12 protein-coding genes are annotated in these 11,442 nt (G+C 34.5%); all 12 read left to right on the forward strand.

All coding sequences use genetic code 11. The features are described 5' to 3' along the window. The first annotated feature begins 88 nt into the window (after window positions 1-88). The 12 genes from hisD (at window position 89) to ABW637_RS15535 (ending at window position 11,439) form a co-directional block, all read left to right on the forward strand. Complete coding sequence (gene hisD, locus ABW637_RS15480) at window positions 89-1,372, forward strand: histidinol dehydrogenase (RefSeq protein WP_367585626.1); 1,284 nt, start codon at window positions 89-91, stop codon at window positions 1,370-1,372. Between the two features lie 39 nt (window positions 1,373-1,411). After that, window positions 1,412-2,461 (forward strand): histidinol-phosphate transaminase, encoded by a 1,050-nt coding sequence (gene hisC / locus ABW637_RS15485; protein WP_367585627.1) that lies wholly within the window; start codon window positions 1,412-1,414, stop codon window positions 2,459-2,461. 49 nt (window positions 2,462-2,510) lie between these two features. Then, window positions 2,511-3,647, forward strand: coding sequence for a bifunctional histidinol-phosphatase/imidazoleglycerol-phosphate dehydratase HisB (hisB, locus tag ABW637_RS15490; protein WP_367585628.1), 1,137 nt, complete (start codon window positions 2,511-2,513; stop codon window positions 3,645-3,647). Window positions 3,648-3,721: 74 nt separating this feature from the next. Beyond that, the gene (gene hisH / locus ABW637_RS15495) at window positions 3,722-4,303 is read left to right on the forward strand and encodes an imidazole glycerol phosphate synthase subunit HisH (protein WP_367585629.1); all 582 of its coding nucleotides are present in this window, start codon (window positions 3,722-3,724) and stop codon (window positions 4,301-4,303) included. A 1-nt stretch (window position 4,304) separates the two neighbouring features. After that, a complete protein-coding gene (locus ABW637_RS15500; RefSeq protein WP_367585630.1) occupies window positions 4,305-4,562 on the forward strand; it encodes a hypothetical protein in 258 nt (85 codons plus the stop codon). 30 nt (window positions 4,563-4,592) lie between these two features. Then, on the forward strand, window positions 4,593-5,318 hold the full coding sequence (hisA, locus tag ABW637_RS15505; RefSeq protein ID WP_367585631.1) for a 1-(5-phosphoribosyl)-5-[(5-phosphoribosylamino)methylideneamino]imidazole-4-carboxamide isomerase: 726 nt from the start codon (window positions 4,593-4,595) through the stop codon (window positions 5,316-5,318). Window positions 5,319-5,322: 4 nt separating this feature from the next. Further along, window positions 5,323-5,661: a tRNA-binding protein gene (locus tag ABW637_RS15510; RefSeq protein WP_367585632.1), complete on the forward strand. Its 339-nt coding sequence runs from the start codon at window positions 5,323-5,325 to the stop codon at window positions 5,659-5,661. A 5-nt stretch (window positions 5,662-5,666) separates the two neighbouring features. Continuing rightward, entirely contained in the window at window positions 5,667-6,422 is a 756-nt protein-coding gene (gene hisF / locus ABW637_RS15515) for an imidazole glycerol phosphate synthase subunit HisF (RefSeq protein ID WP_367585633.1), read from the forward strand. Between the two features lie 60 nt (window positions 6,423-6,482). Then, window positions 6,483-6,842, forward strand: coding sequence for a four helix bundle protein (locus tag ABW637_RS15520; RefSeq protein ID WP_367585634.1), 360 nt, complete (start codon window positions 6,483-6,485; stop codon window positions 6,840-6,842). Between the two features lie 49 nt (window positions 6,843-6,891). Further along, window positions 6,892-7,488, forward strand: coding sequence for a bifunctional phosphoribosyl-AMP cyclohydrolase/phosphoribosyl-ATP diphosphatase HisIE (gene hisIE, locus ABW637_RS15525; protein ID WP_367585635.1), 597 nt, complete (start codon window positions 6,892-6,894; stop codon window positions 7,486-7,488). A 96-nt stretch (window positions 7,489-7,584) separates the two neighbouring features. After that, the gene (locus ABW637_RS15530) at window positions 7,585-10,431 is read left to right on the forward strand and encodes a T9SS type B sorting domain-containing protein (protein WP_367585636.1); all 2,847 of its coding nucleotides are present in this window, start codon (window positions 7,585-7,587) and stop codon (window positions 10,429-10,431) included. A gap of 81 nt (window positions 10,432-10,512) precedes the next feature. Next, entirely contained in the window at window positions 10,513-11,439 is a 927-nt protein-coding gene (locus tag ABW637_RS15535; RefSeq protein WP_367585637.1) for a PorP/SprF family type IX secretion system membrane protein, read from the forward strand. Window positions 11,440-11,442: the final 3 nt, after the last annotated feature.

The raw sequence follows: 11,442 nt of genomic DNA on the forward strand, positions 1-11,442 counted from the left end.
GAATTAAGTTATACGAATTACGATTTAGAGAATAATTAAATTAAGCCCAAGTTCCGTCTCTTTGGGGAGAGGGTTAGGGTGAAGGGTTATGAAAAAGATATACAGTCCAAATAAAAATACCTGGTCTACATTGTTAGAAAGGCCAACACAAACTGTCGAGGATATAGAAACTACGGTTTTGAATATTTTTAATGAAGTTAGATCAGAAGGCGATGTGGCAATTGATAGATATACTCAAAAATTTGACAATGCAACGCTTAAAACCATTTTGGTTTCTAGTGATGAAATTGAAGAGGCTAAAAATTTAGTAAGTCAGGATCTAAAGAATGCTGTAGCAATTGCAAAATCAAATATTGAAGCTTTTCATGCTGCACAAAAAACTAAAAAAATTACTGTAGAGACCACCAACGGGGTTTCGTGTTGGCAAGAAAAAAGGCCTATTCAAAAAGTTGGGTTGTACATCCCAGGAGGTACGGCTCCGTTGTTTTCTACAATTCTAATGTTGGCAATACCTGCAAATCTTGCAGGGTGCAAAGAAATAGTTCTATGTACACCTCCAAATAGTGAGGGTAAAATCAATCCTGCTATTTTATATGCGGCAGATCTTTGTGGGGTTACCAAAATTTGTAAGGTAGGAGGTATACAAGCTGTTGCTGGGATGACCTTTGGTACAGAGAGTATCCCACAAGTATATAAAATATTTGGTCCAGGTAATCAATTTGTAACCGTTGCTAAGCAATTAGCCACTAAATATGGGGTTGCTATAGATATGCCCGCAGGACCTAGTGAGTTATTAGTGGTAGCAGACGATACGGCTAATCCGACCTTTGTTGCTTCAGATTTATTGAGCCAGGCCGAACATGGTAAAGATAGCCAGGTGATTTTGGTTTCTACCTCAAAAGAGATGATCGATAAAGTAGAAAAAGAAGTAGATATACAACTTTCAGTGTTACCAAGAAAAGAAATTGCAGAAGCCGCTATCTCAAATTCAAAACTAATTTATATTGATAATGATATAGATGCGCTAGCACTTATAAATGAATATGGCCCAGAACATTTTATCGTATGCGTAGAAAATGAAAACTATTATGTTGATAATATTGAAAACGCCGGATCAGTATTTATAGGTAACTATACTCCAGAGAGTGCGGGGGATTATGCTTCGGGTACAAATCATACTTTGCCTACCAATGGATATGCAAAACAGTACAGTGGTGTAAATCTAGATAGTTTTATGAAATCTATGACATTTCAGAAGATTTCTGAAGAAGGGATTCAGGCGATTGGCAATGCGATTGAGTTAATGGCCGAGGCTGAAGGCTTACAAGCACATAAAAATGCGGTTACACTTCGATTAAAAAGTTTAAAATAAAAAAAGAGATCCCGAAATTAGTTCGGGAGTACCATAAAAATGAATAAAACACAATTTAATATAAATCAATTAGTTCGGCAAAACGTATTGGGGCTGAAACCATACTCTTCGGCAAGAGATGAATATGTAAGTGATGGATCTAAAATGATTTTTCTCGATGCGAATGAAAATCCATTCGAGAATGGAGTAAATCGTTATCCAGACCCACAACAAAGAAATTTAAAATCAGTTCTGGCAGAGCAAAATGGAGTTGCTGTACAGAATATATTATTAGGAAACGGGAGTGACGAAGTATTAGATCTTTTATTTAGAGCATTTTGCGAACCTAAGATGGATAATATTATAACATTACCACCAACCTATGGAATGTATAAAGTATTAGCTAATATCAATAATATTGAAGAACGTGAGGTGTTGTTAACCAATACTTTTCAACCTAATGTTTCAGATATTTTAGATACAGTAGATAGAAATACAAAACTTATTTTTCTATGCTCTCCCAATAACCCAACGGGGAACTCTTTTTCTGAGGAAAATATAACTCAAATTTTAAATAAATTTGACGGCTTGGTCATTATTGATGAAGCCTACATAGATTTTTCTTCTAAAAAGAGCTGGATTGAAAAGATCAAAACCTATCCTAATCTTATTGTAACCCAAACGCTTTCTAAAGCTTATGGGCTGGCAGGAATTAGATTGGGTGTTTGTTATGCTTCAGAAGAAGTAATAAGTATTCTTAATAAAATAAAACCTCCTTATAATGTTAATGAACTAACTCAAAAACGTGCTTTAAAGCGGGTTTTAGACAGTGATCAAGTAAAAATTGAGGTAGCAAAGATTCTGGAAGAAAGAAAAAACCTTGCAAGAATATTATCGCAAATTAATTTTGTAGAAAAAGTATATCATAGTGATGCCAATTTTATTTTAGCAAAAGTAGATGATGCAGATAAAAGATATCATCAATTATTGAGTATGGGTATCGTAATACGTAATCGAAGTACTCAGCCTTTATGCGAAAATACACTTAGGTTTACGGTGGGTACCCCTGAAGAGAATGAGAAATTAATAAAAATATTAAAACAACTATAACAAATCCTTAGTTCCCACTCCTTCTCGGAGAGGGCTAAGGTGAGGCCATATGAAAAAGAAAGTATTATTTATAGATAGAGACGGAACGATCATTAAAGAAACGGTAGATGAACAGATAGACGCGTTCGAAAAAATGATGTTCTATCCCAAGGCGTTTACCTATTTGGGTAAAATAGCTCAAGAATTGGATTATGAGCTAGTCATGATAACTAATCAAGATGGGTTGGGTACAGATTCTTTTCCCGAGGATACCTTTTGGCCGGTACATAATTTTATAATGAAGTCCTTTGAAAACGAAGGGGTTGTATTTGATAAGGTGTTTTTAGATAGAACTTTTCCGCATGAAAATGCAAATACCAGAAAACCAGGTACAGGCTTATTAACGGCGTATTTTTCTGATGAATACGATTTAGAAAACTCTTTTGTAATAGGAGATCGTTTAACCGATATGGAGTTGGCGAAAAATCTAGGTTCGAAAGGGATATTTATTAATGATAATACCAACTTAGGAACGGGAGAAATAACCATAAAACGTGAAGAACTCAACGGGCATATTGCTATAGAGAGTAATGACTGGCAAAAAATATATGAGTTCTTGAAATTAAATGATCGAGTAGCCGAAATTTCAAGAAAAACCAATGAAACAGATATTTACATAAAACTCAATCTCGATGGGACAGGTAAAAGTAATATTAGCACTGGTTTAGAGTTTTTTGATCATATGTTAGATCAAATTGCGCGTCATGGTCAAATGGATTTGGATGTAAAGGTAAAAGGAGATCTTGAAGTTGATGAGCATCATACCATAGAGGATACGGCAATTGCACTAGGCGAAGTTTTCTCTACAGCGCTGGATAATAAGCTAGGGATAGAACGCTATGGTTTTTGTTTACCTATGGATGATTGCCTGGCCCAAGCGGCAATCGATTTTGGAGGGCGCAATTGGTTAGTTTGGGAAGCGGATTTTAAACGTGAAATGATTGGTAAAATGCCTACAGAGATGTTTTTTCATTTCTTTAAATCGTTTACCGATGGTGCTAAAGCTAATTTAAATATAAAAGCAGAAGGCACTAATGAGCATCATAAGATCGAGGCTATTTTTAAAGCTTTTGCTAAAGCGATTAAAGTAGCTGTAAAACGAGATCCTGAGAAAATGATTTTGCCAAGTACAAAAGGAATGCTATAATTTAATTATAAATTAAGATTGACGAATTACGAATTTTAAAATTGTAAATCGGAAACCATAAATCTAAAATCAAAGTGAAGATTGTAATTATTAATTACGGTGCAGGGAACATTCAATCTATAAAGTTTGCAATGAAACGATTAGGGTATGAAGCCGTTTTGAGCGATGATCCTGAAGAAATAAAAGCCGCAGATAAAGTTATCTTTCCTGGAGTAGGTGAGGCCAGTAGTGCAATGCGAAAGTTAAGAGCCTCTGGGTTAGATATTTTAGTGCCTCAATTAAAGCAACCAGTTTTGGGAATTTGCCTTGGAATGCAACTAATGTGCAATTCCTCAGAAGAAGGCGATACCAAGGGATTAGGGATTTTTGATACCGATGTGGTGCGTTTCAACCATGGAGTTAAAGTTCCTCAGATCGGATGGAATCAGATAGAATCGCTAAAATCTCCTTTGTTTAAAGAGGTTGATGAAAAAGAATATATCTATTTAGTGCACAGTTATTATGTGCCCGTAATGGCACAAACAGTGGCCCAATCAAATTATGGTGTAGAGTATAGTACAGCTTTGCACAAAGATAACTTTTATGGCACGCAATTTCATCCAGAGAAAAGTAGTACAGTAGGTGAACAAATATTAAGAAATTTTTTGGAAATGTAAAATGGAAAAGGAACAATTATATAAACAGATTGATACTATTTTATGGAGGGATTGGGATCCTATAGGTATAAATAATATAGCACCTGATGACGAATATCGCGGTTATGTTCCATCAGTTTATAATATACTTGTTGGTGGAACAAATGTAAAAGGGTTATCGGACCTTCTATTTAAGTTTGAAACAACTACTATTGGAATGCCAGGAAACAGAGAAAAATGTGATATGGTAGCAGAAAAACTATTAAAACTTCTAGATTAATTAAATAACTATTCAAAATATATTACTCACATGAGAATTATCCCTGCCATAGATATTATCGAAGGAAAATGCGTTCGTCTATCAAAAGGAGATTATGATACAAAAAAGATTTATAACGAAAATCCATTAGAAGTTGCCAAAGAGTTTGAAGCTCATGGAATCCAATATTTGCATTTGGTAGATTTAGATGGCGCAAAATCTAAGCATATCGTTAATCATAAAGTTTTAGAACAGATAGCTAGTAAAACTAGTTTGAAAATAGACTTTGGAGGGGGGTTGAAAACCGATGAAGACTTAAGAATTGCCTTCGAAAGTGGAGCAAGCCAAATTACAGGAGGTAGCATAGCTGTAAAGGATCCCGATACGTTTAGGTCTTGGGTGCAAAAGTATGGTGCCGATAACATTATTTTGGGAGCAGATGCCAATAATGAAAAAATTGCAGTTAGCGGATGGCAAGAAGAAAGTGATAAAGAACTGATTCCTTTTGTACAAGAATATCAAAAAGAAGGAGTTGTGTATGTCATTTGTACAGATATTAGTAAAGATGGTATGCTGCAAGGCCCTTCTTTTGAGTTGTACGAAAGAATTCTTGAAGAAACAGAAAACCTGAAACTGATTGCTTCAGGAGGGATTTCAACATTTGATGAGCTACCAAGGTTGGCAGAGTTGGGTTGTGAAGGAACCATTATAGGAAAAGCGATTTATGAAAATAGGATTAGTTTGAAACAATTGGAGAACTATATTCTTAATATATAATAAAATGAGTAATAATTTAAGTTGGCAAGATTTTGAAAAGGTAGAAATGCGAATAGGTACAATCATTTCTGCCGAAGTATTTAAAGAAGCTAGAAATCCTGCATATAAGATCACAATTGATTTTGGAGCATTAGGAAAACGAAAAACATCCGCCCAGATTACTAAATTATATACTTGCGAAGAAATTATCGGAAAGCAGGTAGCAGCTGTCGTTAATTTTCCTCCAAAGCAAATTGCAAATTTTATGAGTGAATGCCTAGTGCTAGGAGGTTTAGGTGATGACAAAGAGGTAATATTACTTCAACCAGAGCGAAAAGTAGAAAATGGAACTAAAATAGCGTAGAATATATGTTAACAAAACGAATCATACCTTGTTTAGATATCAAAAACGGACGAACCGTAAAGGGAGTCAATTTTGTTGATTTGCGTGATGCAGGGGATCCTGTAGAGTTAGCAGATATATACTCTAAAGCCGGAGCCGACGAATTAGTATTCTTAGATATTTCTGCTACCGAGGAGCGACGTAAAACATTAGCAAACTTAGTGCTACATGTTGCAGAGAAAGTAAATATTCCGTTTACAGTTGGTGGTGGGATTGCTTCTGTAGAAGATGTTGATGTTTTATTGCAAAATGGAGCAGACAAGGTGTCCATAAATTCTTCCGCAGTCAAAAATCCACAATTGATCAATGACTTAGCGGCTAAATTTGGTAGCCAGTGTATCACTGTGGCAATAGATGCTAAACAGATCGATGGCGAATGGAAAGTGCATTTAGTAGGAGGAAAAGTGCCTACAGAATTAAATTTGTTTGATTGGGCAAAAGAAGTTGAGAAAAGAGGGGCCGGAGAGATCCTTTTCACCTCTATGGATAATGATGGAACCAAAGACGGTTTTGCAAACAAGGCGTTAGCAAAATTGTCTGAAGAACTTAATATCCCGATAATAGCCTCTGGTGGAGCAGGTAATATACAGCATTTTGTAGATACTTTTAAAGATGGAAAAGCCGATGCTGCTTTGGCGGCTAGTGTTTTTCATTTCAAAGAAATAGAAATTAGAGATTTAAAAGAAGAATTAAGGAATAATGAAATTCCTGTTCGATTATAAAAAAGTAAGAGTTACGAAAGTAGAACGTAGAGTTTTAAAAGTGAATGTTAAATAATCAATATGCAAGATCTTAAACAAAGAACAAAAAGATTCAATCTTGACTGTATCAAATTTTGTTCATCTATTCCTAAGTCTAGGGAGTTTGATTCTTTAGTTAGACAATTAATTCGATCTTCGAGTTCAGTTGGAGCAAATTATAGAGCCGCTAATAGAGCAAAATCAGATAGAGATTTTATTAATAAGCTAAAAATTGTAGAAGAAGAAGCAGATGAGAGTATGTATTGGTTAGAAATATTTAAAGAAATTCTATCAATTAATAAAAATGAAAATCAGCGATTAATAAAAGAAGCGAATGAACTTGTGGCTATAACAGTTTCATCAATTATAACAGCAAGAAAGAGATTGAATACCATAAAATAAGTATTAAAACTTATTCGTCGATCTTCGCTCATACCTCTAAACTTAAAATATGAAAATAGACTTCAACAAAAATAATGATGGATTAGTTCCTGCAATCATACAAGATTCAAAAACCAAAAATGTATTAATGTTAGGTTATATGAATCATGCATCATATACAAAAACAATAGAAACAAAAAAGGTTACTTTTTTTAGTAGATCTAAAAATAGATTATGGACAAAGGGAGAAGAGAGTGGTAATATTTTAAATCTAGTAGACATTAAGGTTGATTGTGATCAAGATACACTATTGGTAATGGTAGATCCTGAAGGTCCTACTTGTCATAAAGGAACAGATACATGCTGGGGAGAAGATAATGACCCTTCATTTGGATTTTTATCAGAGTTAGAAGCAGTAATTAAAGACCGTAAAAGCAATCAAGAAGATGAGAAATCCTATGTTGCTTCTTTGTTTAGAAAGGGAATTAATAAAATAGCACAAAAAGTAGGAGAAGAAGCTGTAGAAGTGGTTATTGAAGCAAAGGATGATGATGAAGAGCTATTCTTAAATGAAAGTGCAGATCTATTGTTTCATTATTTAATATTGCTTCAGGCTAAAGGGTATACATTAAAAGATATAGTGAAAACTCTGGAAACAAGAGTGTAATACATGTACTTAAACGTTTAAGTAGGTAAATGCCGCAGGTTAACCAGGGTTTTAAAATAAAATCATATTTTCGCGTACTTAAAAAAATATATTATTTTGAAAACAAGAGGAAACCTGCTAAGGGTTCTGGGAGGAAGCTTAGTAAAATTTTTATTTTTTATTTTTATAATACCAAATGCCTCTTTTTCACAGTGTAATACGGCGTATCCGTCTATACGCATATGTGATATGACCATAATTGACGGTGATGCAACTGCTGGTCCCGATGGTGTTATTAATCTTTATGATGAAATAGCTGGTTTAACTCCTCAAGCGGGAGACGAATGGTTTGATCCCGGATTTAATTTTGCTTTAAATCCTGATGGAACTCTACGTTTATGGGATCTTGACAACGCTTCTCGAGCTGTGAATGACTACCAATTTGTTTTATTGAATTCAAGTTCTGGTTGTACAGATCAAATTGTGGGTAGGGTTAATTTAATTTTAGGGCCTTACTCTGGGCAAGCTTTGCCACCTTCAGGATTGAATGAAGTAAATGTTATCGTATGTGATAAGGAAGACATTTGCAGAACTGATCCAGATCCGTTAGTAGATATAGATTTATTTGAAACATTGGTTTCTTTAGAAAGTGTGCCTCCACCTCATTTAAATGGAATATGGGAATATATTGGACCACCAGGAGCAGATGTAAATTTGGATGGATCATTATTTAGTACCACAATTCCGTATACTCCGGGAGATGGTAGAATAGATAGCGATGAATTTGCATTTAGATACACCGTTACTGGGTTTGATCCAGCTTGTTCTCCACAATCGGTAACCGAAGTAAAAATATCAGTCGTGAGACAGGTTTTTTCTGGCTATGCTTCTGAGTATAACATTTGTCAAAGTAATTTTGAAAACGGAGATTATGATGCTCCAATAAATTTAAGGGATAATGACTATCTATTAAATGAAGATCTCGAAGGAACATGGTCGCTAGATGGTGTTCAAATTACAAGTCCAGATGATTCTGAAGTAAATCTTAGAACATTGTATGATGATTTGGTAGCTACCACACCCCGGTTTGGATGCCAAGATTTTAATTTTACGTACACCGTTGAGCAACGTTCTGGTGTTTGTGAAGATGCATCTTCAACAGTAAGATTTACAGTTTTTGAAGCGTTAAAACCATTTACTCAAAATGGTCCTCCACCAGAAATTTGTTCCGAGGAGTTTACTGATCCTTCTACTGATTTATATGATTTTGTTGAGTTCTTTAGAGATAGTAATGATGTTTTGTTTGATTATATGGATGGAAGTAGTACAGAGGATTATGTGCAATGGGAATTTGTAAGTGGTCCTTCTGATCTAAATTTACAGGCAAACTTTGATGATTTATTGATAACTAATCCAGCTGAAAGACATAGAGGAATTATAAATATACCGGGAGCGGCAACCGGAACATATGTCTTTAGGTACACCGTGTTTCCAGAATTGCTTTGTTCAATGTATGATACACAAGAATTATACAATCCAAATTTTTGCAGACCATCAATTAATCCATTGCATCCATGTGGACCAGAATCAACAGAAATTACTATCATAATATCTCCAATAGATTACCCGGGTGAGAATACCACAGGGGTAAATCTTTGTGAATCGTTAGGGACTGTTGATTTAAGGAGCTTGTTAAATACAAACGGAACAGATGCTATAGTGACTACAGGGGTATGGACAAACCCTGCAGGAGATGTTGTTGACAATACTTTTGTTTTTCCAGTTAGTGATACGTCACAGACCTTTACATTTACGTATACAACAACAAGCTCAGGAGGTTGTACAGATAGGGCTGATCTAGTTTTTAACATAAACAAAGTGTCTAACGCAGGTGGAAGTAGTAGTGGTATTACCTTATGTTCTGATAATTTAACGATTACACTTTTTGATTTGTTGAGTGGTAATCCAGATACTACAGGGATATGGACAGGCCCTTTTGGGTACAGATCCCCAGATCATTTAGGGGTTTTTGAAGCAAATAATACAATGTTAGCCCCTTTAAATGAAGGTGTTTATACGTATACAGTCCCTCCGAATGCAGGATGTAGTAGCGCCGCTTTATCTACAGTGGCAATACGAATTGCTAATCCTGCCGAAATTGGTAACGATAGAAGTGAAACTTTCTGTAAACTAGAAGGGAATGTAAACTTATATTCTCTTTTGGATAGAAATACAGTGCGTACTGGTTTTTTTGAAGATACCGATAATACAGATGCATTAACTCCAGATGGTACAGTAGATTTCGAAACATTAACCAACGGTATTTATAATTTTAGATATGTAGTGACAAATTCGTTACCATGTGATGAATCTTCGTTAAATGTATCTATACAGATTATTGATGTACCAGTACCCAATGTTCCCGAACAAGAATTTTGTATTCTAGATGCTAAGAGGTTAGAAGATATAGAGATAGATGTTCTAAATTATAATTGGTATGCTACCTTAGAGAGTGAAACTCCAATTGTAGATAATCCACTGCTTTTAGATAACCAGGTATATTATATCACGAATGTTGATGTAGATAATTGTGAATCCGAACGATTAGCAGTGGTAATCAATATACTTAATACTGGGGAGAAGTTCTCTAATGGTGAATTATGTACTTTAGATTTTCAGGATGGGGTGTCGCCTAATAACGATAACCAGAATGACACCTTTGATTTGTTAATAGACGAGGTGTATAATATTCCAGAAGCTTTCCCCGATTTTGATTTAAAAATATACAATAGGTATGGTACACTTGTTTACGAAGGTAAACGCGATACCGAAGAATTTAGAGGAGAAAGTAATATATCTGTGCGATTAGGAGATGATCTTCCCTCTGGAACCTACTTCTATATTTTTTCTCCCAATTTTGAAAACAATTTACCAATACAAGGAAGTTTTTACCTAAGCAGATAAATATAAAATAAGTCATGATATTCAATTTTGAAGTAACAAAATGATTATTAGGCGATTCTATCTGACTAATAAATAAAATAAATGCAACAAATAAGATTAAAATTAACTTTTATACTAATTATAGTTTTTTACTCGGTAATCCATGCCCAGCAAGAGCCCCAGTATTCTCAATATATGTATAATATGAGTACAGTAAATCCTGCATATGCAACAAACCAAAGTGGATTGGTGTCTACGGGTCTTTTGTATAGAAAACAGTGGACAGGTATAGAAGGGTCACCTCAAACGGCTAATGTTTTTGGTAATATACCGTTAAATGAAAAGATTGAGTTAAGTGTAAATTACGTAAACGATAAGATAGGAGATGCAATTCCTGTAAATAATAACTACATAAATGTGGACTTTGCATATGTTACAAAGATTTCAGATCGAATGCGATTATCTTATGGATTAAAAGCAGGAGTTAATAATTTTAAGATAGACCCGTCTAATTCTGATGTGTCTACAGATCCCGCTTTTTCTGATAATACTTCTACCACTCAATTAAATATTGGAGCCGGGTTGTATATGTTTACGGGCAATTTTTATGCAGGAATTTCTTCGCCTAACCTTTTACCTAGTAATGTAGAAATTAATAGCGTTAGTGTAGCCGAAACAAAAACTCATATATATGGTATTGCCGGTTATGTTTTTGATTTTGTTGATGAAGTCCGTTTAAAACCTTCATTAGTAGTTAAACAGGTTGTTGATTCTCCTTTAACTTTTGATATTTCCTTAAATTCTTTACTATATGATAAGTTTGAGCTAGGGGTTTCTTATCGATATACCGACGCTTTTATTGCTTTAGCGGGATTTAATATTACTAATAACCTTAAAATAGGATACTCATATGACTTTAGTGTAAGTGATTTAAGTGGTTATAATAATGGAAGTCATGAGATTGTGTTGCTTTTTAATTTCGATCTTCTAAATTTCAGTAATACATATTCATCTCCAAGATTTTTCTAAATT

It is taken from the genome of Aquimarina penaris (assembly GCF_040786285.1).
Lineage (GTDB): Bacteria > Bacteroidota > Bacteroidia > Flavobacteriales > Flavobacteriaceae > Aquimarina.

Coding starts and splice junctions, on each gene's coding strand:
- hisA (WP_367585631.1), top strand. CDS start 4,593: ATGAGAATTATCCCTGCCATAGATATTATCGAAGGAAAATGCGTTCGT.
- hisB (WP_367585628.1), top strand. CDS start 2,511: ATGAAAAAGAAAGTATTATTTATAGATAGAGACGGAACGATCATTAAA.
- hisC (WP_367585627.1), top strand. CDS start 1,412: ATGAATAAAACACAATTTAATATAAATCAATTAGTTCGGCAAAACGTA.
- hisF (WP_367585633.1), top strand. CDS start 5,667: ATGTTAACAAAACGAATCATACCTTGTTTAGATATCAAAAACGGACGA.
- hisIE (WP_367585635.1), top strand. CDS start 6,892: ATGAAAATAGACTTCAACAAAAATAATGATGGATTAGTTCCTGCAATC.
- hisD (WP_367585626.1), top strand. CDS start 89: ATGAAAAAGATATACAGTCCAAATAAAAATACCTGGTCTACATTGTTA.
- ABW637_RS15500 (WP_367585630.1), top strand. CDS start 4,305: ATGGAAAAGGAACAATTATATAAACAGATTGATACTATTTTATGGAGG.
- ABW637_RS15535 (WP_367585637.1), top strand. CDS start 10,513: ATGCAACAAATAAGATTAAAATTAACTTTTATACTAATTATAGTTTTT.
- ABW637_RS15510 (WP_367585632.1), top strand. CDS start 5,323: ATGAGTAATAATTTAAGTTGGCAAGATTTTGAAAAGGTAGAAATGCGA.
- ABW637_RS15520 (WP_367585634.1), top strand. CDS start 6,483: ATGCAAGATCTTAAACAAAGAACAAAAAGATTCAATCTTGACTGTATC.